The sequence below is a fragment of the Pseudoalteromonas sp. CO348 genome, from assembly GCF_004208845.1.
Taxonomy (GTDB): domain Bacteria; phylum Pseudomonadota; class Gammaproteobacteria; order Enterobacterales; family Alteromonadaceae; genus Pseudoalteromonas; species Pseudoalteromonas maricaloris.
The window spans coordinates 113,647-140,391 of the sequence record NZ_SGPI01000040.1 but is presented as its reverse complement, the minus strand read 5'-3'; the positions used below and the strand labels follow the sequence as shown (position 1 = coordinate 140,391).

Annotated in this window: 17 protein-coding genes and 1 pseudogene; 2 read left to right on the top strand and 16 right to left on the bottom strand. The window is 44.2% G+C overall.

Going from position 1 to position 26,745, the window contains the following annotated elements:
- Positions 1-217 precede the first annotated feature (217 nt).
- The 14 genes and pseudogenes from EXT48_RS21610 to EXT48_RS21545 all read right to left on the bottom strand — a co-directional run bounded on the left by EXT48_RS21610 (position 218) and on the right by EXT48_RS21545 (position 20,382).
- Positions 218-1,249 carry an IS110 family transposase gene (locus EXT48_RS21610; protein WP_165384132.1) on the bottom strand — a complete coding sequence of 344 codons (1,032 nt, stop codon included), beginning with the start codon at positions 1,247-1,249 and terminating at the stop codon, positions 218-220.
- 158 nt (positions 1,250-1,407) lie between these two features.
- Positions 1,408-1,962 (bottom strand): annotated as a pseudogene (locus tag EXT48_RS21605) (IS3 family transposase); the annotation flags it as partial.
- Positions 1,963-2,243: 281 nt separating this feature from the next.
- Entirely contained in the window at positions 2,244-4,865 is a 2,622-nt protein-coding gene (locus EXT48_RS21600; RefSeq protein ID WP_130165741.1) for a hypothetical protein, read from the bottom strand.
- A 3-nt stretch (positions 4,866-4,868) separates the two neighbouring features.
- Complete coding sequence (locus EXT48_RS21595; RefSeq protein ID WP_130165740.1) at positions 4,869-5,171, bottom strand: hypothetical protein; 303 nt, start codon at positions 5,169-5,171, stop codon at positions 4,869-4,871.
- Between the two features lie 10 nt (positions 5,172-5,181).
- A complete protein-coding gene (locus EXT48_RS21590; RefSeq protein ID WP_130165739.1) occupies positions 5,182-5,925 on the bottom strand; it encodes a hypothetical protein in 744 nt (247 codons plus the stop codon).
- 27 nt (positions 5,926-5,952) lie between these two features.
- Positions 5,953-6,675, bottom strand: coding sequence for a hypothetical protein (locus EXT48_RS21585; protein ID WP_130165738.1), 723 nt, complete (start codon positions 6,673-6,675; stop codon positions 5,953-5,955).
- Positions 6,676-6,789: 114 nt separating this feature from the next.
- Positions 6,790-7,218 carry a hypothetical protein gene (locus EXT48_RS21580; protein ID WP_165384131.1) on the bottom strand — a complete coding sequence of 143 codons (429 nt, stop codon included), beginning with the start codon at positions 7,216-7,218 and terminating at the stop codon, positions 6,790-6,792.
- Between the two features lie 149 nt (positions 7,219-7,367).
- On the bottom strand, positions 7,368-7,883 hold the full coding sequence (locus EXT48_RS21575) for a hypothetical protein (protein WP_010603861.1): 516 nt from the start codon (positions 7,881-7,883) through the stop codon (positions 7,368-7,370).
- Positions 7,884-7,992: 109 nt separating this feature from the next.
- Entirely contained in the window at positions 7,993-10,665 is a 2,673-nt protein-coding gene (locus EXT48_RS21570) for a TonB-dependent receptor (protein ID WP_130165736.1), read from the bottom strand.
- Between the two features lie 74 nt (positions 10,666-10,739).
- Positions 10,740-11,783 carry a FecR family protein gene (locus tag EXT48_RS21565; RefSeq protein WP_130165735.1) on the bottom strand — a complete coding sequence of 348 codons (1,044 nt, stop codon included), beginning with the start codon at positions 11,781-11,783 and terminating at the stop codon, positions 10,740-10,742.
- 23 nt (positions 11,784-11,806) lie between these two features.
- Complete coding sequence (locus EXT48_RS21560) at positions 11,807-12,382, bottom strand: RNA polymerase sigma factor (RefSeq protein ID WP_130165734.1); 576 nt, start codon at positions 12,380-12,382, stop codon at positions 11,807-11,809.
- 87 nt (positions 12,383-12,469) lie between these two features.
- Positions 12,470-15,214 carry a family 20 glycosylhydrolase gene (locus EXT48_RS21555; protein ID WP_130165733.1) on the bottom strand — a complete coding sequence of 915 codons (2,745 nt, stop codon included), beginning with the start codon at positions 15,212-15,214 and terminating at the stop codon, positions 12,470-12,472.
- Between the two features lie 128 nt (positions 15,215-15,342).
- The gene (locus EXT48_RS21550) at positions 15,343-17,628 is read right to left on the bottom strand and encodes a beta-N-acetylhexosaminidase (RefSeq protein ID WP_130165732.1); all 2,286 of its coding nucleotides are present in this window, start codon (positions 17,626-17,628) and stop codon (positions 15,343-15,345) included.
- 225 nt (positions 17,629-17,853) lie between these two features.
- Positions 17,854-20,382 carry a TonB-dependent receptor gene (locus tag EXT48_RS21545; protein WP_130165731.1) on the bottom strand — a complete coding sequence of 843 codons (2,529 nt, stop codon included), beginning with the start codon at positions 20,380-20,382 and terminating at the stop codon, positions 17,854-17,856.
- 781 nt (positions 20,383-21,163) lie between these two features.
- Here EXT48_RS21545 and EXT48_RS21535 point away from each other — a divergent pair.
- Positions 21,164-21,745: a hypothetical protein gene (locus EXT48_RS21535; RefSeq protein ID WP_010375730.1), complete on the top strand. Its 582-nt coding sequence runs from the start codon at positions 21,164-21,166 to the stop codon at positions 21,743-21,745.
- A gap of 113 nt (positions 21,746-21,858) precedes the next feature.
- Here EXT48_RS21535 and EXT48_RS21530 read toward each other — a convergent pair whose 3' ends face one another.
- Entirely contained in the window at positions 21,859-24,084 is a 2,226-nt protein-coding gene (locus EXT48_RS21530) for an EAL domain-containing protein (RefSeq protein ID WP_240703420.1), read from the bottom strand.
- A 347-nt stretch (positions 24,085-24,431) separates the two neighbouring features.
- The gene (locus EXT48_RS21525) at positions 24,432-24,776 is read right to left on the bottom strand and encodes a VOC family protein (RefSeq protein WP_010603872.1); all 345 of its coding nucleotides are present in this window, start codon (positions 24,774-24,776) and stop codon (positions 24,432-24,434) included.
- A gap of 168 nt (positions 24,777-24,944) precedes the next feature.
- Here EXT48_RS21525 and EXT48_RS21520 point away from each other — a divergent pair, with 168 nt between their 5' ends.
- A complete protein-coding gene (locus tag EXT48_RS21520) occupies positions 24,945-26,741 on the top strand; it encodes a glycoside hydrolase family 3 protein (protein ID WP_130127574.1) in 1,797 nt (598 codons plus the stop codon).
- The last annotated feature ends 4 nt before the right edge of the window (positions 26,742-26,745 follow it).

Below are 26,745 nucleotides of genomic sequence, written 5' to 3'. Positions count from 1 at the left end.
TCTTGATGAGGTGCTACCTCGGCCTCTTTGATGTATTCGCGCCCTTGTGCCTTCTCTCCCACGCGGTATTTGTATACACCTGCGGTTTAACAGGCTCTCAAGGGTGGGTCTCACCGCTTAATGCTCTATCTTGGCTTGTTCAATACTGGGGGTAATCTCAGTATGCTTTCTGCTTTTACGTTCTATTTATCTTGATTTGTTCTTCTGTTACTCAGTGCTACACCGCTAAGATTTTTGGCTCGTATGTTGAGCCGTTTTTAAGTAAGGCATAGGCTGTTCTAACCGTTTTGTTGGCCAATGCAATGGCAACACATTTCACACTCTTCTTGGCGAGTAGATTTTTTATCCAGCGTTCTTTCTCTGTGGTCGCTTCTTTATGTTTTAGCCTACTGACTACCGTTCTTGCACCGAGAAACAGGTTTTTCCTTAATGTATTGCCTCGTCTTTTGGGGATATGGCCTATCTTGGCTTTTCCGCCTGATGAGTGCTGGGTCGGTGTAACACCTGCACATGCCGCCGCCCCTCTGGCATCACTAAATTGTGAGGTATTGCCTAAAAAGGATAGCAGCTCTATCGCGGTAATTGGGCCAACGCCTTCTAATGCCATTAAACGCTGGCAGCTCTCATTTTGCTTGGTTATCGCTTCAACTTGTTTATGTAGCTGTGCTTTAGCATCGCATTGTGTTTTATATAGGTCATAACTCACCGCGAGTGCTTGTTTTAATGCGATGGGGAGCGCATTTTCAGCATCTTCTAAAATATCTGGAACGACTTGTGTTAACGCTGCATCGCCTTGATTAATGACAACACCAAACTCTAATAGCAAGCCACGTATTTGATTTGAAAGCTGGGTCTTTTGTTTATCTATTAAGGCTCTCGCTTGGCTCAATGACTGCAACGTTTGCTCTTCAATTGTCATGATTTTACAGGGCTTCACGTTATATGCTTGGCTTGCACTGGCAATGGCGAGAACATCGTTCGCATCGGTTTTTTGGCCTTGCCTAAACGCTTTTACGAACTTAGGGGGAAGCAACATGACATCATGCCCCAGTGACAGTGCTGTGCGAGCAATATGCTGGGCGCTACCACAAGCTTCCATCACAACCTTTGAACCCTCGGCTTTTGCTAGCAACTCAAGCATAGGTTCGCGTTTCATTGGCTTATTAAACTTGAGTTTATTGCCTTTCAGCTGTGCCACCTGGAAAATGTTTTTTGCCAAGTCGATAGCAATTAAATTAGACTGTGTCATGTATGGACTCCTTATTTGGTAAAAGTGTTTTGCAATATCTTTATACCGTACTCTCCCGTTAAGGGGGAGGAGTCCATACATCTCCCACAAAGCTATCTGCACTGCGAATTAGGAGGCTATACAGATAGTGATCTGATCCAGTAAAACAGGACACTTCATTAAGCTATGTTCAGTTGTTCAAATCTTTCAGGGCTTAGATAGCCAATAGCACTATGCCTTCTCTTTTTGTTGTAATCAATTTCAATGTACTCAAACATGTGCTGGCGCATCGCTTCACGGTTCATAATTGGTTCGTATTGAACCGCCTCAACTTTCAGTGAATGGAAGAAGCTCTCAACACAGGCGTTGTCCCAGCAATTACTTTTGCGGCTCATGCTCTGAGTTAAGCCGTACTGCTCAATCATATTCCGATAAGCATGAGAGCAATACTGGCTGCCACGGTCACTGTGAACAATAACCCCTTTGGGTTTGCCGCGTCGCCACAGTGCCATTTGCAGAGCATCACACACCAAGGTTGATGTCATGCGCTTACTCATCGATCAACCAATCACTGCGCGTGAGTATAAATCGATAATAACTGCGAAATAGAGCCAACCTTCGCTTGTCCTTAAATAGGTGATGTCGCCTGCCCATTTTTGATTTGGCTCGTCAGCGATAAAGTCTTGCCCAAGCAAATTCGGAGCAACAGGCAATGCGTGTTTACTGTCTGTTGTCACTATAAGTTTTTCTGGTTTTCTTTGGGAATGTATTTTTCACCTCTATGAGTTAGTTTACTCACTTAATGAGGCCCAAAGTGCTGGATCAGATCAGTAAAGTAGTAACCTTTAAAACTTTAGAGAACGTTCTTTTAAAATCAAGGCATTCAAAACCAATCATTAAATTATAAAGCTTAATTTTCTTTATAAGATAGAAAATCATATTTATACCTACTTACTTTTAATAGTTTTAAAATAAAGAACATATCCACAACGAATAAAATACATTCAAAAAATGATTACAGCACGGTTTCAGCCACCGGATTACCCAACAGATCTGTATGAATGAAAATAACTTGTTTCTTGGGTTGAGCTTTTACAACGCTAATCCAAGACGTACAGGTGCCATCCGCAAAACACACTTTAATGCGGTAAATTTTACCCTCCGAATCGCTCAGCGCTAAGCTTGTCTCGCCATTTTCAAGCTTTTTCAACGTACTCCAATCAAGTGAGGCCATATCACAGCTGCTTGCATCGGCACATAGTGCACTCTCAATCACGACACTAGTGGCTCCAGAAACACTTTCCCACGTTAGCTCTCTTCCATTGTGTTCAGCTACAAGTTCAGTGGGTATAATTTGTATACGCAGCTCTGTTTCTAAATACTTGTTACATATGAGTGGACTTCCTGCTTCACATACGCTTACATAGAAGAAATAAGTACCGAACGTTGTAAATGGGCTATTTGGTTGGTATTCAACCAAGTGTGCTGCATTAGGTGCTTTTACCCAGTAGGTTGCAACGACATCAGATGTAAAAGATTCAGGCATTGCCCAATCAAAGGTAACAGCCTTGTTGATGCCTGCGCTGAGCACATCAAATCGAGCGACTTGTGGCAACACGTCACCACCCACGCTGTAAGTAACACCACCTGAGCGCGCAGCACACACGCCTTCTGGAGTGCATGGCACAACTTGCACAAGGTGCTCACCACGCATATAAAGCGGACCACGTTCCACTTGATAGCGACCATTAACGGTAATAGCCGATGGGTCTAGTTTACTTCGCCATAAGAACGCAGAGTGAGGCGCATTAGGCTTAGTAATGTATACGTCATAGACAAGCGGGCCATCATAATATGTTGGCTTTTGCCAACTAATAGTGACCTTGTCACCATAGTTGAAGAACCTTGAACTCAGCGCTAAATCCTTTACTTCAACTAATTTGAGCGGCACTCTTACGTTAAAAGTAAACTCTTCACTGTCGTAGTAACTATCCGCTCTATAAACAATTGTATGCTCACCCACTGGAAGCAAACCAAAGTTATGTATAAATGATTTGCCGTCAGAGCTTGTTAAACTAACCCATTCTCCATTGTCTAGTTTGGCTTCAAGTCGCTTTAACACACCGTTGTTTTGAGTTTGAATTACTGCAATTACTTCTTGGTCAACAAACCCTAGTTTGTTAGTTATTCCCCTGTAGCTCACATCATATTTCACTTCTGCAGGCTTTGATTTAATACGTACCGCTTGGCTTCTTGGTCCGCAATTTACTTCAAAACCGCCGGTTTCACTATATGGGTTACATCCTCTTACTGCTACGATATAGTCTTGCTGCGCAGCATCAAATCGCATTTCATAGTGAAAGTCATTATCCTTGTAACGCCTTGCAATATAAGGGGCTGTGCCAAATACTAAGCCTTGCCGTGTATGTCCTTGAGGATAATCAACGTGACCTTGTGGATAATCAATCTCAATAAGATAGTAACCTCGCTCTGCGTCTACCTCTGGCAATTTTGCCCAACTAAGATAAGCCGTGCTATCGGGCTCTGTTTGAATAAAGTCGTTGCGCGTGGTATCACCTAACACGCCGTTGATGTAAACCCCAGATACTGGTTGCGTTGGTTGTCTATATGGTGTTGCAGGCACACCAACATATACATGAACGACTTGGGTTGGTCCGCATACTTCACCCGTACCGAGCCTATTACATCCTCGCAGGGCTATATCATATTTACCATTGCTTTTTATTGGTATCTCTTTATGAAATACATCGTGGCCATATTGATAATTCAAATAGGGGGCGGTTCTATAAATGATACCTTCATCACCATTTTCTATACGGTATTTATAGTACCCTGTATTTGGTGGCGCAATTTCATCCGAAGCTTGCCAGTGTAAAATTAAATCTTCAGGACTGTTGAGTACTAGCGTTTGCTGGTTCTGGTAATCCAATTGCGCAACTTTGCCAATCGCCAAATTACTTACAGCTTTTGTTGGCTGTCCGTACACTCTAAAAGTAATTGGCTTGATGATCTGGCCATTAATTTTCACATGTAACTGATACAAGCCAGGCTCAGAGACGTTCACTGGGTATGTGAATTGCGCGTTGTTAGCCGCACTGCTATGCCATACGCTTTTGTCTAGGCTAAATTCAATTTTATCAGTCGCTTGCAACTGCTCAAGCAGTGACAAGGTAATTTGTGCATTCGCACCGGCTTCAATAACACCTTGTTCGCCAAAAACAACCTCTAGTCGTTTTTTAACGTTGAGTTCGAGTAACTGAGAAAATGGGCTACATATTTGCCCATTACATGCTCTAACTTTGAAGGCCTTTAGTTCAGGCTCTGTGAAGTAAAACTCAGCACGGTTTGTTGTGTAAGTATGTTTACTCCCATTTAGCCATAGTTCATAACGACTGACATTCAGATCTGCCGACCACTGAAATGTGATTGTTTGATGAGTTACTGGGTTGCTAGGTGGGTTGATCCACACAGGCTTATCTTCGAGCTGGTGTTGCTCAAAAGTGTTCATGATATATTGGGTGTGCACTGGCAGCCATGCTGAAGCAAAGCCAGTAAAAGACCATAGCAAGCATACGGCCATGCTCAAAAAAGCAAAAATAGCACTGAGTTTTTTCACGTGTTAATCCTTTATGCTCACTTTGCTGATACGCTCAAAACGACCACTGCCGATACACTCTTCCGCACCTTCAATTGTGACAGGCTTTGCCATAGCAACCGCTGTTAAAATCAGCCCATATAATGCATGGTCTTGCTCTTGGCTCAAATCCAAACCCCAAGATTGTGTGGTGCAAGGTGAATCATTGCGCGCTACTTCTGGCAAAACCACCGCAATGATACTGTCTAATTCAACTTGTTTTATTTTTGATGAGGCGAATGCACAAGACGAACACGCCAAGAGTAGACCCAAAATATATCTAAACACTGCTTAGTCCTTAATCTTCACGTATCTTGCATGGGCCTGTGCCACAAACTGGGTGGGTTGTTTTAACCAAAAAGTAACCCGTTAAATTTTGACTTATAATATCTCGGTAGCAATAGTCACCGTCTTTTTTTGACGCGATTAGAGTTGGACGTGATGTATCGCTTTTAACAAAGGACTTTTCCCAGCCAGAGTAGAAAAGATCTGATTGGTATAGCAACAATGATTCACCAGTGCAATTGGTGCTTGAAAAATACTGCTCTCTGTATGAAGTCACCAGACTGATCGACGCAGATTTATATCCATCACTGGCAATTTTATCAAAATACTGCCAACTTCTGCCTCGTGAGTTGCCGCTATGTGAAATATATGTCCCAATGCGGGTAACACCATCATGTTTGTATACGCCAATACTATGGCTGCTCGAATTGTTGCTTTGGCTGGTATCTGCCAATAAACGAAGTGATTGAATACGTTCAACATCTTGTGTATCTGCGCAATCGAGTGCCGATTGCACATCAACGGCATAGTTTTTTGACAGCGCCGCTACAATCAGCGAGTACATCGCTCTGCCATCATGCGTATTCAGTGAAAAGCCACGCAGTTTTTTGTTGATATTACTCGCACACGATAAAGTGCTATCTGTCATTGATTCGGTTGAAAACAACACCGTGTTGTTTTTTACCTCTACTTGGTTAACCATGCCAGCGTGCGCTGCTGTGCTCGTAAGTGCAGTTAATAAAATAAGTTGGCGCATTGTGTCGTCCTGTAGGTTTACAGTAGATTAGTCTTGTTTAATGGTGCAAGGGCCAGTGCCGCAGATGGGGTGTTCTCCAAGCTTGGTTCCAAAAGCGCTGGTTCCATAACCCCTACAATAGTGGTTGTTCAAGTTATACCTTGATTGAACTCTAGTTTTTACATTTGTATCCGCTACATAATATTTACCATTAAACAGCTGCATCGTATTAGGCATACTATCCGGAACAACCAAGTCCCCGGTACAATTAAGACCGGAATAATACAAATAAATTGAAGGTGCATGTGCTACTGTCTTTAATTCTGTCTTCGCTTCATCATCAACGTAAGTTATTACGCTAGTTTTTCGATCAAAGTCGATATATGTGCCAACCCTTGAACTACCATCCGCTTTATACACCCCGATTGAATGCGCCTCCGAGCTTTGCGATGTCGTCGCTGCGGTTAAACTCACTTTTTTGGCACGTTCTATGGTGTCGATATCGCCACAGTCATTGGCTGACTCTACGGCAATCCCATGTTGTTTTGTTAGCGCAGTGACCAATAGCGAATAAGTCGCTCGCCCTTGATGGGTATTTAACGACACGGTTCTAAAAGCTATTTTATCATCTGCCGCACAGGCTGCAGTACTTGGAGTCATAGAATCAGTGCTAAATACAACGCTGCTGTCTTCAACTTCAATATGAGTGATAAACCCCGCATAGCTAAAAAATGATGCAAAAAAACAAACAATAGGGGTGGCTTTAATCATAGCAAGTACTCATTTCAGAAACAAATTTTGTATTGTAATGTCATAGATTATTAACGTAAAGGCAGAAGGATAATTATTTGAGGGAGTTACACTGCTACCTAGTTCACTGTGTCGTTAATCTTCTCTGATAGTACATAAACCCGAACCACAAATTGGATGTGCTACAGAAACAACTGGGTAAGCAACTTTATTTTGGCCAGAAGCACTAGAACAGGCTCCACCTGAATAACGAATTGAAGCCACATAAATTGTTTGACTCTCATCCCCCTTAATCCAGTTACGTGAGCAGCTGTCATAAACCATACTTGGTATGGACAGAAGTTCCGTCCACTGACAACTTTCGCGTGCATAGTATCTCATTTGATAGTTTTTATAATTAAATTTAATCACTTTTGGAATAGGCGAGGCTTGTGAGTCAATATACCGCCATTCGACTACTACAAAGTCTCTACCTACAGTCATTGTCTCTTCAAGAAAAGTGCCTAACCGAGTTACGCCATCATTCTTGTATAGTCCCAACCCACCGCTTGGTCCGGTATGCACACCAGCCAGCAAACGAATACTTTGTGCACTCAGACTTGACCTGACGGGTACCCGTTTTTGAATCGGTGACTGTCAGCCTAGATTTGGGCTAAACTCTTTTCAACATTATTAAAATTAAACCCACTATCGCCTTGAGTTATTGCAAACCACTACACCTCACTCAAATACTGGATCATCCGTCCTGAGCGTTTCTCTTCTTTAAAGTCACAACTGGTTAAACGATATTGAACGAAGTTGTCTGTTAAGCAGCGGGTGTCGTGGATATCGCCGGGTAGAAACACTCGGCAATCGCCGGCTTTGAGTGTGTCTGTTCCTCGGGATACAAGGTGGGTTTCGCCGCTTGCTGTGGTGATGGGTTTGTAAGTTGTCATTTCCATTTCGCCAGATTGCACAGCATAAAATACCCAACCTGCGCCGTGATCATGGGGCGGGCGGTACGTGCCCTTTTCTTCGGCATGGACTAGCAGCATAAAACCATGGTCAGGGTCTTGGTAGAGTGTTTTTGATGCCAGTCTTTCACGCATAATGCTCGCAAGCCAAGGCTCGTGCGGTGGAGACTGAGTAAGTTCGCTTAACAATTCACGTACAGTTACTGTGGTGCTTGAATTTAGCCCGCTCCAGTTGGCTTTTATATCATTGACGATTTTATCTAAGCTATTTTGCATTGCCTCTACCTCTTATCGTTTGTTCACTGTCATTCGTTTAAGAGGAGCATACAACTTCAAGTTCACTTTAAGTCAAGGAATAGAATTGCTCGAATAATAGCGGTTTTGTTTAAAACTGATAACTTAACGAAAGTTTGATGGTGCGACCAAAAATGGGTCTAGCGTAAAAGATGGCCTCTTGGTGGCTTAAATCATCCCTAGGATTGCCCTCAGTTAGCCCCAAAGCATTGGTGAGGTTTTTAACCTCAAGCTGTGCGCTGAGCTTTTCATTAATTGCCAACTCTGTAAATAAATCCCATGTTTGATAGGCTGGTAAGGCAAACCGATTGGCGATATCCGAATAGCGCTTACCAACATACGACCAGGTGATAGCCGCGGTAATAGGTCCTGCTTTGTATTCCGGCGTCAGTCGTAGTTGTAACTCCGGCGTTCGCGTTATTTGATTGCCATTAAATTCGCTTTGTGGCAATTGCTTGGGAATGCCATAAAACCCAGCGTCTTGCCACACACCTATCGCTCTAAATTGCAAGGCCGGACTATATTGATAGTCAAATTCGAACTCCAAACCTCGTGTTTGGGTATTGATTGAAACGGCTTGTTGAGTCGTAGCCGCACCGCGATACACCGTGAGCGGGAGCGGATCAAATTTGGTCTCAAATAACGCGCCACTAAACTGCCAATCAGCGGTTTGATAACGCAGTCCAACTTCACCTAACGCCAAGCGAATAGGTTGGCCAAAGTCTTGTTGTACGCGCTCCTCTTCACTTTTAGCCCACCCGCGGCCATTGCCGTAATTAATGAGCCGTGGCATTTCAAAGGCGTCGGAATAACGTGCAAATATCGCCATCGCGTCGCCAATTTGGTAATTTGCGCCAATACTGAGCGCATTTTGCGTAAAGGAATCACGCAAGGTAGTAGCCGGGAGATAGTGGGAGTAAGAAGCTTTTGATGAGTTCGTGTACGACTTTACCCCTTCAAGTAGCGTGCTGGTGAGATTCAGATGTTCATTACGAAGTGCCAAATCAACTCTAAGGTTTTCAGTGAGCTGCCAGTCAATATTGGCATACAGCGAATGTGATTGAGACAAGCCACTACCGCTTAAATAAACGGGACCGGCGTAAGATAAAAAGCCTTGTTCGGTAAAATTGGCAATCACCTTTTCTTGCCCATCAACCAGTACGATGTCCAGCCGCTCGGGTTGATGCTTTACATCCGTTAGTAATGCGCCGAGCCATTTATCTAGTGGTAACTCGTCGAAATCACTTCGAGCGTAAATATGACCGAGGGTCAGTGACCACTGCGCGTCGAGATAGTCCACACTAAAATGATTTACCAGCTGCTGTTGCTTGTAACGTGAATATAAAGGATAACTAGCAGTCACGAGACCATTACCATTAAGCGTTGCAGGGTTGGCAACTAAGGTGTTATCTGAATAACGTAAGTATCGAGGGCGCAATGCGCTATTTGCAAAATGGCGTTTAAATTCGATGATATCGGCGTGTTGCAATCGGCTTGTGGCGTCGACTATGGTTTGGTTGCCCAAATTCATTAAGGTATACAAATCATTGTTTAGGCTTGAAAATCTCGTACGATTGCTCAGGTTAACGTGTTCAAAAAGCGGCATATTAAACAGTAAAGTGTAGCTATTTAGGCGAGTTTGCTGAGCGTCTTCTAGGTCACGCTGCACGCGTCCTTCCGGAGTGAAGAAGGTGAGAGACCTGAGATCGTCGCTCAGTAGCGTTCCATCGTCATAAGACAGGCTCGCCAGCTCTCGAATTTCGCCGCTATTTTTCATCACTAAAGGCGCGTAAAAGCTGGTTTTATCGTTTAAATGTTTATAGCTAAAATCAAGCTCAAATGCGTCGGTTAACCAGCTCATGCGCGCACTCACTTGGCCGCCTAAGTCGCTTTGATAACCCGGCTCCCGAATACCATCGGAAGTACGATAAAACCCGCCTACCGTATAAAACCATTCATCACTCAACGCTCCGCTAAACACGCCATCAAAACGAGTGTAGTCGTAGCTCAATCCCTGACTCACTTTCACTAAATTAAAAGGATTTTCTGAGCCTCGCCTGCCGATATAGTTCACCATTGCCGCAGGCCCGTTCACCGTAAAAATACCGCTACTGCCGCCCCGCACCGCTTCAATGGCTTGATGGGTTAAGTCTGGACGTAAAAAAAAGTCCCCCCAAATACCGTCATAGGTCACGGGCAACCCATCTTCCATCAGGCTGATAAATCTAAACCCCTCGCCGCCTCTAAGTCCCCTTGGCGCAACATTATTATTCGTTTCGCCACCCGAGTCTTCAACCCAAAAGCCGGTGATATTTTTGAGCGCTTCTGCACTGGAATACGGCGTTTGTTTTTCAAGTTGTAGGCTTGCAAGCTGAGTGATTGAAATAGACGAGTTTAAAATGCTACGGTTCTTGCCGCTTACACCCGTTACGATAATGCGCTCAAAGTGTTGTGCAGACTCAAGTTTTTTAGGAGTCACAAAAATACGCTGCTGCTCTGGGTCTAGGGAAAAGTCGTAGGCAGCTTGTTGAAAACTGGTAAGCAAGACTTGTTCGAGGGTATAGCGGCCAGTTACCTGCTCAACACTAATGTTATCTGAAATTTCGGCTGCACTTAACTGCCAGCCACTTTGCGCAGCAATATCGAGTAAACGCTGCTGCAAAGTCGCTTTGGGCAAGTTAAATTGATGATCCGTGGTAGCAAATGCAACGCCACCAAACCATATTAACCACGCTAACAGCGGGATTAATAGCTTGAATAACATAGTTTAAATCAATGTCTTTATTATTGTATAAACTTTGTACCACTTATATTGTGACTTTGCTATGACACTTTTAGCTAATTTGCGATTAGGGTGTATTCCTCGCCTTTTTGCATCACAGTGATTGGATAAATTTTTTCTAAACTATTGAGCCAATCGCCTATTTCAGTGGTTAAAAAGGTGCCGTTGTAGGTCAGTTTTGCTAGGCGCTGATCGCTTAACTTCACTTTGATTTCGCTATATCGCGACACATCATTAAGCACATTGCCTAATTCTGCGTTTTGATACACTAAGTAGCCTTTTTGCCACGCCATGGTCAACGCTTCACCCTGGGCTTTACTACGGGTAACTTCGCCTTGCTGCGTGACTTCTACCGCTTGCCCTTGGGTCAATTTAATGGCTTGTTGCTGAGTCACAGCCACACGGCCCTCAAGCACATCGACTCTAATTGAAGCCGGATTGGCGCGAACATTAAACACTGTGCCTAGCGCCTCGACTTGGCTGTTTTGGTAGCGCACGATAAACGGTCTCTGCTTGTCTTTACTCACGCTAAACAGCGCCTCACCTTGGTATAACAGCAGTTCTCTTGAAGTGTTGCTGTAGCGTACAGCCAATTGGCTATTGGCCCCTAAATCAACCTGACTATTGTCATCAAGGGTAATGGTGCGGTGCTCATTGACCTTAGTTTGAAAGAACTCGCTGTACACTGTATCGACTGGTGCTGGCTTAGCACTAGCAACCGGTGCTTGCTGTAGTGGCTGCTCCGGTGCCATAAAAGTCACCAAACCAACCAACAGCAAAGTCGCGGCAATCGCAAGATACCAAGGCTGAGCGCGGCGTTTGGACTGTGGCTTAATGTCAGTTACAGCCGTGGCGTTTTGTGCATCCAGCTGTGCAAGCTGCTGAGTAACATAGTCATCGTCAAGTTGGGCTGAAAGCGTCCAAAACTCCAACATGTTGTTGAACACATCACTGTGAAGCGGATTTTCAGCTAACCACACGTTAAGCGGCTGTGGATATTGAGTGCTGTCATGAGGTGAGATCTGCTGCTCGTCTAAGACTAATAACCAATCAGCGGCTTGTTCTTCAATTATTGCTAAATCGTCAGATAATGGAGTCATGTTTATATCCTTAACACTCATGATCAAAGCTCATGCTGTAACTGCTGGTAGCAATGACGAACTGCACGTAATACATATTTTCTTACCATACTTGGGGATATCTGTAAGGTCAAAGCTATCTCCTCATAGCTTTGACCACGTATTTTATACAATAAAAAAGCCAGCCTACATTTGTCGGGTAAGCTTGCGAGAGACTTTTCCATTTCTTTAAGTAGCTCTTGGTTGTGGTGGTTTTGTTCAGGGTTAGCACTTGCGTAAGGTTGTGGCATTTGATCGCTATCGTGCTCACGATCATCAAACGGGCTACGCGCTTTACGGCGCAGCTTATCAATGGCCAAATTGGTTGCAATTTTATACAAGTACGCGGCGATGTAGTTGCTGACATTATCCTGCTCAAGTCCAAGCAATTTCACAAACGCCTCTTGGGCAACGTCTTCCGCCTCACGTTTGTCTAACCCTTTGCCCATAATGTGGCGGATCAGCTTTTGCTGTTGTTTTAAAAACAACTCCTCTACCTGCTGACGACGTGCAAGGTCGTCGTTTGCAGCTGCCTTAGTGGTATCAACGGCTTTACGCTTAAAAGATAATAACGGTGGCATGAATACGCATCCTACTCTTCCATTTGTGTTAGCGTGCAGCGAACCCATAAATTAGTAGGTTCGCTGGCGTTGCTTAAATCAATTTGCTTAATTAACCGTTGCGACTCGGCTTACTTTGCCCGAATCACTCACCGTTCTGAGTTGTACTTTAGATGACGCGGTCAATGTCACAGGCCCTTCATAGCGATGCCATGTTGCGCCTTGGTCAACCGAATACTCCGTAGCCATGCCAACAAACCGGGTATTGACGATTAACTTACCGCCTTCAATCGCGCCTCCAGGTAATGGAATACGATAATTTACCCCTACCTGCTGTGGTATTTGAGCATTAATATCGACCACTTGGTAATAGTCCAATAGTGGTAGAGCGTATTGTCCTAAAGTGTTGGTAAAAGTGTGCCAAGCCTCGGTAGTCGCTGCGCCTTGCGCTGGCATATCTTGCACCCATGCACGCTCAGCGGCACCCAGTAATTTCGGGAAAGTCATATAATCAAGAATTTCTGGTGACTTTTGGTTTTCGCCAAATAGTTGCGCCTGAATACCTTGAACATTTTGTTTACCCGCTTCGCTCAGTAACACCCATTTTGGATCCCACGGCACTGGATTGCCCAGCTTGTCACGCTCTGCATTGGCGTAAATATTAAACGGACGATATTCAAACGCCTTTTTGGTATCTGTGTAACCTGCCCAGTGATAGCCTATTTCATCAGGATGTTTGTTATACGCAAGGTCAAGATACAAGTTTGTCGCATGGGCCAGCACGACTTTGTGACCTTGGTTAGCAAACTTGTAGGCCTGATGCTCATTGCCCCAACCCCACACGTTATTCCAAAACACGGGGAATATCTCACCGTAACTAACATTACCCGTACCATTGTGCGACAACACATCGCCCCAAGTTGCCATATCAAAACCATGCTGATTGACTATCTGCTTCCAGCGTAAAAAGAAGTAGTCAAACAGCTCTGCATCGGTTTTGCCTGCTGTAGCTGGGTTTTGATCGACCGCTGGAGATTGCGCCCACCATTCATTCGGACCTAAATGTGGCAGCTCGTCACCACCGCCATGCAGCCGAGTCAATGTCGCATCGGGCACGGCATCATAAATGGCGCGAGTTTCTTTCACCACATGGTTGAGGAAAGTAAAGGTGCTCTCAAGTGCTGGGTTTACAAAGTTGTCGGTATAAAATTGTGGGGTGTAATACTGCGACTGGTCGAGCGGATCAATCAATCTAAAACGATTTGCTTCAACTGGGTCGCTATCTTTGTATTTGTTGTAGCGATATTCCATCGCTTTGATTGCTGCGCGCGCATGGGCTGGAAAATCATATTCGATGATCACATCAATATGACGGTCAGCGGCATACTGAAGAATTTCTTTAAAATCATTCACCGTGTAGTAGCCCCAGCCTTTACCGAGAAAGTTTTGCTGAGCAATTTCAAAGCCTTGATAACTAGGCGCGGTACCTAAGTTTGCAGCTGTTTCATCCGTGGGTTTATTTTCAATCCCATCTCCTGGCGCAAATCCATTGGCAGCTCCCATAAACGTATGCAGCATCGTACTTTCGCTCAGGTCATATCCCCGCTTTGCTCCAAACTCCGTGAGTTCAGGAATACCGGGAATTTCTAGTCGCCAACCTTCATCGTTGGCAAGGTTAATTTCAAATTTGTTTAACTTGTAAAAAGCCATTAAGTCTAACAACTTAAATACCGTTTCTTTGCTTTGGAAATTACGCGACACATCCAGCATCATGCCTCGATATTCAAACCGTGGTGCATCCAAAATAGTGCTAGCGGGTAGTACGGCATTGTCGGACAAAGTGGCTGAGTTTTTAGCCGTTTTATACACAGTGGTTGGGATCATTTGACGAAGTGTTTGAATACCATAAAACACCCCTTGGGCGTCACTTCCAGTAATGGTGATCCCCGAAAATGCATCGACCTCAAGCTTATAACCACTTGCGTCCGGCTGATTGTCTTGATTGGTATCGAGATTTGGGTCTAGCTGCAACTTGATAAGGTTCGGGCCATTTTGCACGGTGCTATTAATCGCAAATGTGCCACTCAGAATATCGCGCAGTGCCGTTTGTAAGAAGGTGGCTTCTTTAGCCAGTGAAGCTGGCGCTGAAATACTGGTTAATTGGCTCATCAAAGTTAAGAATTCATCATTCGGTGTGACCACTGAATGAGGCTGAGGAACCAAGCGATTTTTCAGCGGCAATGTCATGTGCGTCGCGCTGTTTTCGGCGAATCGGATGGCGGACGTTTGCACCGGCATATTATCGTTAACCGCTTGCTTTGTTTGTTTTGGATCGCTAGGGTCCATCATCACATCCACCAGCACAGCTTGAGGCGCTTGATTATTGTAGCTAATGTGAAAACCCGACGGTGAGTCGTTTTTCAGCATTTGCCAATACTGTGCAACGATTTCAATTGTACGAGACTCACCCGGTTGAATGGGGGCAAAACCCGCTGTGGGCTTAAGTACAAAGTAATCACCACTTTTTGCGTCATCGGCATTTTCTAAACTTAGATTCTGTGCGGCGATATGCTGGCGCGCATACTGACCATTTGGATCTGAGTCTGGTAGTACGCTTGCAGGCGGCCTTACCGAGCTAAAATAAAGCGCCCAGCCAGACTCACCCAATGGCTCAAGACCATTATTAGTAATCGTCAGGCTGCCAAGAAAGATATTTTCTCCAATGCCATGATCCACGACTTGCCAGCGCAATGCTAAGTTATCTGGATGAGGATGTGCGACGCTATAGTGGCTCGCAGTCAACAAGGCTAAGCCTGACAGTGAGGCAGTAATTATCTGTTTTTTTGCAAACATGTTGGCTCCTAAAATATTGTTATTGTTCGGATAGAGCGCGTACTGCTGCCACTCTATCTATGTAAACGTTTGAGCCGAGGAAGTTGGGAATGGAATCATAAATAAAGCCCTAATTAGGGCTGGTGTGATTAATATACCGCTATTTCATCGATATACAGGGGAAGTTTGGGGATTTGAATATCGTCAGACTGCTTACTATTAATGGCTACCACCTTTAAAAAACGCACACTTACGGGAGCAAACGACAACACCGACATTGGCCCACGCGGATTATTAACCTCAGCTAACGTTTGCCACTGCTGTTTATCACTTGAACCCAGCACTTGAATATGTGTTGGCGGGTGCAGTTGTCTATGTCGCCCGCTGTCAAAGCCCAGCTTAACCTGCTGCACTTGCGTTGACGCATCTAAGTCAATAACCGCCTCAAGATCGGTATCGTAAAAAATCGCATAATCATCAACGCTGTAAAATTGATCATAAGCAAATTGACCATCCTGCAGCTTAGTCGCAGAGCCTTCGGCGGCTAACGAGGCAAGCGTTATTTCTTTTCCAAGTGCTAAATGAGGTGAAAGCGTTAAACGCGCATCGCCTACCAATTGCCCCAAATCGCTTACATAACTGCGGGCACGAAGCTGCGTTTCGTCAGTTATCACTAGTGGCTTTTGATACTGCTGCGATTGTAGCGTTGGCTCGCTGCCGTCTAAGGTATAGTAAATAGCCGTGTCGGCAATTTCAGAGGTGATGGTGGCGACGAGCTGCTGCCCATTAATCTCGCTTGAAATAATAGGCTTATGGCTACTATAAGCGGTATTGAGGTGCATCTGCTGGTAACGTTTTAAAAGCGCGGGTAACCGATATTGGCTGTAATCAGACCACGACTTTTGTGTTTTATCCGACCACAATGTTTCGGCCAGCGCACTCAAGCGCGGAAACAGCATATACTCGGCATGACGAGGGGTTTTTATATATTCAGTCCAAAGTGCACCTTGCGCACCAATAATAAAGGCTTGTTGCTCCGCAGTTAAGTGGCTGGGCTGTGGCTCATATTGATAAACGTTTTTTAGACTTGAAAGCCCGTGGATGGCTTTGGGCTCATCAAGATTGCGCGATTGATAGGCATCAAAATAAATATATTGATAAGGGCTCATGATCACCTGATGACCCATTTTTGCAGCTTGAATGCCTCCTTCCGTGCCTCGCCAAGACATGATCACGGCGTCATCCGCCACCCCTCCTTCTAATATTTCATCCCAACCAATCACCGTTTTGCCAAGATTTTGGACGATTTTGGCGACCCGTTTAATAAAATAGCTTTGCACTTGCTCAGGTGTGGTTAACTGATGCTGTTGCATCAACTTTTTCACCTCGGGGCTTTCTAACCACTGCTTTTTTATCACCTCATCGCCACCAATGTGGATATATTGGCTCGGAAATAGCTCAGCAACCTCTTTGTATACAACACCAAGAAACGCAAACACGTCTTCACGGGGACAAAGCACATCTTCAAAAATCCCAAACTGTGGCTGCACCTTTACTGCTCGCTGGTGGCAAGATAACTCGGGATATGCAGCAAGCATCGCACTGCTATGCCCGGGAATATCGATTTCAGGGATCACTTCAATATGTCGCGCCTGCGCATACTCAATCACTTCCTTAATTTGCGCCTTGGTATAAAAGCCCGACACCGTTTTATTATCAAACAATGGTTGATAATCATAGGTATGACCAACCACGGTATGAGGCCGCGTTGCCCCAATTTCAGTTAATTTAGGGTACGCATCAATGGCAATTCGCCAGCCTTGATCATCGGTTAGATGCCACTGGAAGACATTGAATTTATGCATCGCCAGCCAATCGATATAACGCTTCACAAAAGCCACATCGAAAAAATGCCGACTCACATCTAAATGCATGCCACGGTATGAGAATCTGGGCTGATCTTTTATTTCTACCGTAGGTATTGCCCAATTCGCCTGATTGATGGGCATACGCGACTCAATCTCAGCAGGGAGTAATTGTCGCAGCGACTGCATCCCCCAAAATAATCCGGTCGCAGTATTCGCTTGTATTTCAACCCCTTCAGGCGTCACGCTCAGCGCATATCCCTCTTGAGATAGCGGTATATCGACAATCTTAAAGGCAATACTATTTTTAGTTGTGCTATCAGCCTGAGACACTGGCAACTGATAGCCCGTAGGCGAGCGTAACAAGGTCGCTAATTGCTGCGCAACGCTTTGAGCTTGCTGCTGGTTAAAGGTAATTTTACTGTCATGGGTAAGGTTAAAGTGACCTTTACCAACACTAGCACTCAGTGGTTTTGGGGTGATCTGTAGCGCTGCACAAAGTGGTGTGAGCAACAAAGAAAACAGCAATAAACTGCTTTGCAAAAATGTATAAAAGACACTCTGGTTCATAATAACTTCCTGAGAAAAGCCCGCTTTTAGCGGGCTTGAGTGAACTAATGAGCACTGGGCAGTGTGCAAATTAGCAAGGGAAATACAGGGCCTAATGACCTTTGCTATTTAATTTTTGTTCCCCTGAGTGAGTTTTGGTCGCGACGGTCGACTTGCTGCATAGTGGGCTGAGCAAAAAGTTAAGCAACAATGAACTAAGCGCACTCAGGTGAACCCGATTAGGCCCTAAAAATTAAGCGTCAGCGAGGCGCTGATGGTGCGCCCTAAGATCGGCCGAGCATAGTAATAGTCGTATCCTGCTTGAACATCGTTGATAGCACGCGGGTTTCCTTCGGTTAACCCGAGCTCATCACTGATATTTGTCGCTTTCACATGCAGCGCAACCGCGTCGGTAAAGCGATAATTCACTCCCATATCGATTGTGGTGTAGGCAGGGAGCTCAAACTTGTTCTCCCCATCTGAGTAACGCTCTCCTAAATGGTGAATAGTTAAATAGATATCACCATCGTCAAAGTAGTAGGTTGGCGTTAACCTAAGCTGCACTTTGGGTGTGCGCTTCACTTGCTTGCCTTCCCAATGTGCAAATGCTCCGGTAAATCCTTCCATTTTTGGGTCTTGCAACACGCCAGTCAGCTCAAGCTGTAAATTGTCATGCGCCTGCCACACCGTTTCAAATTCGAGACCATCGGTGACAGTGTCTATGGTTTGATTCGCCACCTCACCATCGCTGCCGGTAAAATTACGTTCCACTAAGTCATTAAATTTAGTTCTAAACAAGGTCAGTGATGCGCCAATTGAATCACCAGCATAGCGAGTACCCAACTCGCTAAAGGTTAGATTAACGCTGTCATTAAAGTCGGCATCAACCCCTGAGGGAATATTCTGACCAAAGCTCATTAACCTTGGCATTTCAAAGGCGTCGGCATAACGACCAAATACTGACACATCATCCGAGAAGGTATAATTGAATCCCACCGTCCATGCGGTTTCGGTTTCGCTACGAGTTTTTGACAGGAATTTGTTTGACGGCATATCGACGTAATTGTTGGCAAGATTGTTATCTATGTCATTACCAGCGCTGTCAAAAGCGCCCGCAACAGGCTGTGCAAATGTGGTTGCGGAGGCGGTGCTATCTAGCTCCAACCACTCAATCCGTACACCACCGTCAATACGAAGGTTATCGGTTGCTTGATATTGTTCATTGATAAATAAAGAGTTGGAAGTACTGGTACCAAAAGCGGTTGCCTGTCCCCAACCAGGAGCATAACCTGTTGAACCGTGGTCGGTTAATTGACCAACCACTTGCTGATTGCTGTTGACTGCAACAATATCGAGTAATCGAGCATTGTCTTTTACTTCCGTTAAAAACTGCGATTCCCATTTATCAACTGGCAAGGAATCCGCATCTACATAGGCAAATAACCACCCGATGGTCAGCGTGTGCTGATCACCTTCATAGGTAAAATTGAGCTTGTTAACAAACTGTTCGGCATCATAGCGCGAATAAAGCGGGTAGCTTGTGGTGACTAAGCCGTTCCCGTTTAAATTGCTGACATCTGTCAGTATTTCACCACTATCGACATATCGATACCGTGCGGCAACGGCGCCATCACTGGCAAACTGGTCCAGCATATTTTGCACATCTTGCTGCCCAAGCCGGGTATTGGCATTGACGAGCGTCGAGTTATCGAAGTTAAGCAAAATATACATGTCGTTTTCAAACTGTGAGTAACGGCCAGCTGTATTTAGCAGCCAACGGTCGCTTAACTCCCAATCTAAGTGATAGCCTATGGTACTAAACTTGGTATGCTGCCCATCTTTAAGGTCTCGTGTTTTATAGCTGCCATCAGGCTGTAGATAGTGTAAAAAGCGCTGACCATTACCAATCAAGGTGCCATGCTGTGGGTCGACACCAGCAATGCCTTTAGGGTCGCTTTGATCTCTAAGCGGAATAGGCACAAAGAAAGTGGTATGGTCATTGAGGTGTTTGGCAGACAGCGTGAGTTGGCCTTTGTCAAACTCACGTACTAAATTGAGTCGAAGTTGGCCGCCGTGATCTGCGGTAAACTCTGTGTCTCTCACGCCATCAGAACGACGATAAGAGCCACCTATCGACATTTTCCAGTTGTCACTAATGGGCGTGCCATAAAAGAACTCGCCGCGATACATGCCGTAATCGGCAGCAGTTAGGCGGATCGTCGCTTCTTCAATGTCATCCGGTTTACGGGTAATAAAGTTTACTAATGCCGCAGGGCCATTGGTGGTCAGTAGACCTGAGGTACCCCCACGAACCGCTTCCATATGTTCAATCGTAATATCTTGACGCTGATAAAAATCAACCCATACGCCGTCGTACACCACAGGTAGCCCGTCTTCTTCAACGCCAATGTAACGGAAGCCTTCACCGCCACGTAGTCCTCTAGGCGCAACATTATTGTTGGTTTCACCCCCTGAATCTTCAACCCAAAAGCCTGGCACACTTTCCAGTAGATCCGCCGTACCTAGCGGTGCTTCTCGCGCCAACTGCTCGGCGTTTAATGTGGTCACTGAGACCGATGATTCCAACTTAGTTTGGCCGCGCCCACCGCTGCCAGTCACGACAATTCGCTCAAGGTCGAGTAGTTTCTTTTTTTCTGTAGTTTCTTGCGTCTCTTTTGCTTTTGTTTGTGCAATCGCTGTGTGTGACCCCAATAACGCGCCACTGATAGCAAGCGCAATAAGGTGTTTGTTATAACGAGATGTATTATTGCTCATGGTATTCCCTTCATTCTTGTTGTTGGCAGAGCAAGTGAGTGAAGCTCTGTAAATCTATAAACGAACGAAGGGAAAGTTTTAGGAATATTTTTTTAGCTAAATTGATTTACCGAATTTTAGTGCGAAACTAAACATTTCTGTACCCAAATTTTTTTGGTTTAAGGTTTGGCGCTTAGTCTATTTAAATATTTTTAAAAATATAAAATTAGTGAAGTAACTTTTTGATACTAAGAGATAAAAAATGACATCGCCAACAATTATTGCTTCACTCTAAAAATTTACTGAAGCCTACCATTTGACAATTGCAATTTATAGAACTATACCCGATAAACTCACAAGGATAGAAAAACGCCTTGATGAGCTGTCCCACGCGTGCATATAAGCAAGGTAAAAGATTTTCCATAACATGCAGATTTCAGTGGGAGTTTAACCCGAAATTTTGTACAATTTACGATAAGGAATTCTTTTATGAAAGTATTATTCACCTTAATTATATTAGTATTCAGTGCCTGTACATTGGCAACTCACACTAAAAATGAGCCCTCCGCTAAAGCTGAACTAGATAATTTACTTATCAACAATCAGCAACCAATTCATTTAAACTTGGTGTCGTCAACCAGTAGAACTCCTCCTTCGTGTGACTGGAGTGAGTGTGTTGACAATTGTGATGAATCTCGAAAAGATTGCCTCAAAGGTAGCAACTCTTCTAAGTGCGGCCCTATTTACGAGCGTTGTAAAGAACGCTGTAACAAGCGCTGTAAATAGAAGCAGGCATTAGAAAGTGATATATATAGGATATAGTATATTTGCCTTAGTACTGGGGTGCTTTATTGGCGCGTCAAATACCCCAGTCGTTGCTTCTTTTTTTGCGGTTGTCGCTGCTTTATTAGGTACTATTTTTGGCGTTATTAAGATTGAGGTTAATTCACCGACTAAGCAGAAACTTAACTTACTCGGTGCATTAATTGCAATATTTTCAGTATCATTACTCATTGGCGCAATCATTGGGGAAAAATATCGAAACTATGAAATACCACTAAAGCAAAAAATAGTTCCGTGGGAAGGAAAGCAAGCACCTTCTAATACGTATGAAGCGCTCGACTGGATAATAACCGCTAAGAAACTCTCGGCGCTTGGATATAGCACGAATCAAATATCAGAATTGTATGACATTAGGCTAATTGAAAAAGTAAGACTGGAAAAAGTCATTGCTCAAGAACAAGAAAGTCGAAATGACTGTTATTCACTTGAAAATACCGCTATATATAACCAATCAAATCCATTTCACACCATGCTTCCGGATAATTTAACAACACCGAAAAAAGCCGCAGCAAGAGGCCCAGCTAGTGAGAAAGACAATTAATCGCTCTGGGCTTAGCTTTCAGAATTAATAATTTCTCATCCAGAAATTAACGAAGTGTTAGGCAGTTAGCAGGTGGTGCACTTGGATTTATGCACCAACAAGAACCTTCAAAACTAATTTTGACCTAATCTGCGCCTTTCTATGCTCATATGGGTACTGAGAATCGGGGTGATCTCTGACTCTGGGGCGGGAGCAAAAAGGTGGTTGCCTTGGATAAGGTGACAACCGTTGAGGTTAAGAGACTTAGCTTGCAACGCACTTTCAACACCTACCGCCACACATTCTACATCCAAGCTCTTTGCCATCTGTACAATCAATTTTGCAATATCATTTTGTGAGGCAACCGACTGAGGGGTCGCAAGGAAAGCCGGTGGAATTTTAATGGTTTCAAACGTGAGCTTCTGCAAGTACAGCATGCTGGTATGCCCGACACCAAAATGATCAATTGAGATCCGCATACCAGTTTGCTCTAATTCCGCCATCACTTCTGGTGCTTTATCAAGTAGCTCTATCAGGTCAACTTCTTTGATTTCTATTTCAATTTGCCGAGATGGCAACTGATGTTGTGCAGCCTGCTCCATAAAGTTTTTTATTACAGTTTTATTGGTGAGTTCAGCAAGCGAAAAATTAAAGCTAACCACGAGATTATCGTACTCGTAAAACCATGTTTTCATCGCCTGAAAGGCCAGGGTTCTGAGCTGTTGCCCAATTTCTACCATCAGATCGCCATCACATGCCGCTTCAAAAAAGTCTTCAGGTACCAACAATTGTTCATCTTGCTGCCACCTTGCGAGCACTTCAAGTTTTTTAATCTTGCGGGTATGCGCATCGACAATAGGCTGGTAATAAGGAATAAACTCTCGATTATCTAACCCCTGAATGATCCGACTTTCTTGCACTAAACGCTGCTCCGATTCGTGATCTAGGCGTGCGTTATAAAATTGAAACTCCGTTTGTGTGGCTTTTTTAGCTCGATACATTGCGGTATCAGCATGCTTTAACAAAGCTTCCGTGTTGTCACCATCATCAGGGTAAATTGCAACGCCAGCACTCACCGTAGCTTTTAGACTAACTTGGCGCAAACAATATTGTCCATTAACGCTACTCAATACTTTACTCACCACCTTACGTACATATTTTTTGTCTTGGATCCCGTCAATGAGTAACACAAATTCATCGCCTCCCATTCTGGCAACGGTGTCACATCCTCGAATTTGCTGAGTTAATCGGCTCGCAATTTCTTTGAGTAATAAGTCGCCATAATCGTGCCCCAGTGAGTCGTTGATTTTTTTGAATTTGTTGACGTCAATAAATACCAAAGCAAATTGATGACTCATGCGCTTGGCTCGTTTACAAGCCTGCACTAAACGGTCATGCAGCAATAAGCGATTGGGTAACCCGGTCAATGCATCGTGATGAGCAAGGTGATTCATTTTTTTCGCCATTAATCTCGACTCAGTCACATCTTGAAAGACCATTACAGTGCCAAGGTAGCTGCCGTCTTTAGCTATAATAGGAGAGAAGGAATCTTGGATAGCAAAGGTAAGACCAAGATGATTGGTAATGGAAGTGAGTTCAGGTAAACAAATGGTATGGCCTTGCTTTAGGCAAAGTTCAGGAAATTTATTCACCGAAGCTTTGGTTTCTTCGTGATACATAGACATAACATCATCAAATCGCCGCCCAACCACTTCTTCATTTAACATCGCGAGAATGGCTTCTGTGACAGGGTTAATATAAGTGATCACGCCATTTACGTCTGTACAGATCACGCCATCACCAATAGAGCTCAGCGTCACTTCGAGCAATTCTTTTTCTTCTTCTAGTGCCTGAGCGAGGCGGTTTTCTCTGCTGCTAGTATTAAAATAACAGAGATATCCTGTAACGGTATCCGCGACTTTAATTGGTAAAGCAACAGGAGTAATAACTTTGCCACTGTGTTTGGTCGTGCAATTACCATAACTTTGCATAACAAGCGCTTCGAACATGCTTATTGCACCACTCTTGCCCTCGCTATCGATGTTACCGCTCACAGTGATTAAATTTTCAAGTTTTAACCCTATTACTGAGCTGCCAACACCCAGTATGGATTGCATTTGCTCATTGGCTTGTAGAATAACGCCATCGCTGTCTAACAACGCTTGTGGCACGCTAGAGTCATCATCAACCATAATTTTTTTAGTATCTTGTGCCTGCCACCAAAGTAGTGCTACAAACAAAAAAACTAAAGCGCTGATGGCAATAAAAGTAATAGGCAATAATAAGAATAGGCCCAATTTATCGGCCATAAGCATGGTCAAGGAGAGTAAAATACCAACAACTAAGAATATCCGTCTCATTGCCTAATCAAACCTAAGTATGGTGATGATGCATTTAGCGGTGTTTTGTACAATGATTGCCCTTGCCACCTGCACTTCTACGCTAAACCTAAACCCATTAGATAAGTCTATTGGCTGATTACGCAGTAAGTAGGTATCAAACACAAAGAGATGTTTGCATCAGTGTTTAATAACTATTGTTCACAATAGCAACGAATTCAAGTTTTTATCTGTTCTGAAAACGAAAGATTATTGCAATAAAACCTCAGTATTTACGTGTGCTGTAAAGGGGCTTTACAACACATCGTCTAGTTATTTACCTGAGGTTTGAATAAGGTATGTGTTAACTAATTATTTTTAAGCTCAGGTTATTTAGACCACACCGCAAATTCATTGCCGCTCGGTTCAATAAAGTGAAAGCGACGACCGCCAGGAAATTCAAATATAGCTTTGCTTATCTCTCCGCCCGCTTGCTCTACTTTGCTTTGTACGGCTTCCAACTCATCGCTGTACAACACTACGAGCGCTCCACCTTGCGCTTGTTTAGAAGACACATCGGCTCGGAAAAAGCCGCCATCAAGGCCTGAATTTGCAAACGCAATATAATCTGGCCCGTAAGATTCAAATTGCCAATCAAACACCTGCTCGAAGAAAGCTTGTGTCGCTACTAAGTCTTTTGCTGCTAATTCTACATAGTTTATATGGTTGTTCATTTTTTATTCCTTTTAAAATCTGTGCTTCATTTATGCTGTTATCGCCTAATAGAAAGCATTTTGTAGTCGCTTCTAAATCAGTGTTAAAGTGTAGGCAATTTTATTCAGCGTTTATTATTGATTGTGCGATTATTATCTCTGCTCACTACTTTAGGAACTATCACATTCATGAGTTTCATCACTTCAGCTCACGCAACAGCAGCACAAGTGCCACTGACCACTTCGCAAATGCTTGGACAAAAGCTTATGCTCGATTTCCGCTATTACTGCGGTGAAAGCAAAAAGCCAAGTGGAGATTGCAGAGCAGCGATGACAACTTTACCGCCTGAGTTGTACGAATTAATAAGCAAATACGACATCGGCGGCGCTATTTTGTTCGCCGAAAATGTGCAAAACACCGCGCAAATCGTCAGCCTAACCAATGCTTTGCAAAGTGCGGCACAACAAAGTAAAAGTCAACTTCCTTTATTTATTGCCATCGATCAAGAAGGTGGCCGTGTTGCGCGAATAAATCGTGAACAAGCAACGTCGTTTACCGGCAATATGAGCATTGGAGCAACCTATCCAAAACAGGATGATACTTACGCAACCAAAGTGGCAAGCGCAATTGGAAAAGAGCTAAATAGCTTAGGGATCAACGTAAACTTCGCCCCAACGGTAGATGTGAACAGCAACCCGAACAATCCGGTGATCAATGTGCGCTCATTCTCGGAAAATCCGGAAGTGGTCGCCAAATTAGGTCTTGCGCAGGTAAAAGCATTTGAGGCCGCAGGCGTTCTCTCTGCGCTAAAGCATTTTCCTGGCCACGGTGATACACATGTTGATAGCCACACAGGACTACCTCGTGTTGATCACGACCGCGACAAAATTAACCAGCAAGATTTATTGCCCTTTGCCGAGATAATCAAAGCATCACCTCCTGGCATGATAATGACAGCCCATATTCAATATCCGGCGCTCGACAACAGTAAAGTCGTCAACTCTCAAGGTGAGAGCATGATAAGGCCCGCGACTATGTCTTATCAGATCATGACACAACTTCTAAGACACGAGTTGGGATACCAAGGCGTGACCGTCACCGATGCGCTAGATATGGCTGGGATCAGCGACTTTTTTAATCCAATCGATGCGACAATTGAAACGTTTAATGCCGGCGTGGATATCGCGCTAATGCCTATTGCAATTCGCAATCGTGCAGACATCAAACGCTTTGAGCAATATATGGCTCAGCTAGCTAAAGCGCTTGATACCAATAAACTAAACCAAGAACAACTTAGCAGTTCTATGGCGCGTATCGCTAAGCTCAAGACAAAGCTGCCGCAATCGAGCGCTTCTTTGGCCATTGCCAATTCAACACTGGGTAATCCAAGCCATCGTCGCTTAGAAGCAGAGCTTGCACTAGCGGCTATCACCGAAGTAAAAAACGATGGTGTATTACCGCTCAGAGGTAACGCTCAAGTTGTTCACCTTATCATGCCTGATAGGCAAAAATGTTTTGCACTCGAGCAAGCATTACAAACATACAGCAAAACCTCGCTCACGCTTTCTTGTACAAGCCTACAAGCCTACGACCCAAACATTGCACATGATGCAATTAAACAGGCCGACGTGATAATCGCCGCACATGCATCACCACCACAAAGTGCGGTAGAGATTGGTGGCATGGACGATGTGAAAAAGTTACGAGAGCATGGGGTGGCGCGTAATGTACAACCTGAAGCGCTGAAAGCATTACTGCAATACGGTCAGGAACTGGGTAAAAAGCAGCTATTTATCAGCCTAAGAGCACCATACGAAATTAGTACCTTTGGCCCGCTTAGTAACGCAGTATTAGCAAGTTATGCTTATAATGTAGACGTAAATCATGATAAAAAAGTAACTGGGCCTGCCTACACGGCGCTGGCCAAAGTGATTTTAGGAATAGCGAAAGCGGAAGGTTCACTGCCTGTAACAGTAAACCACTAATTGG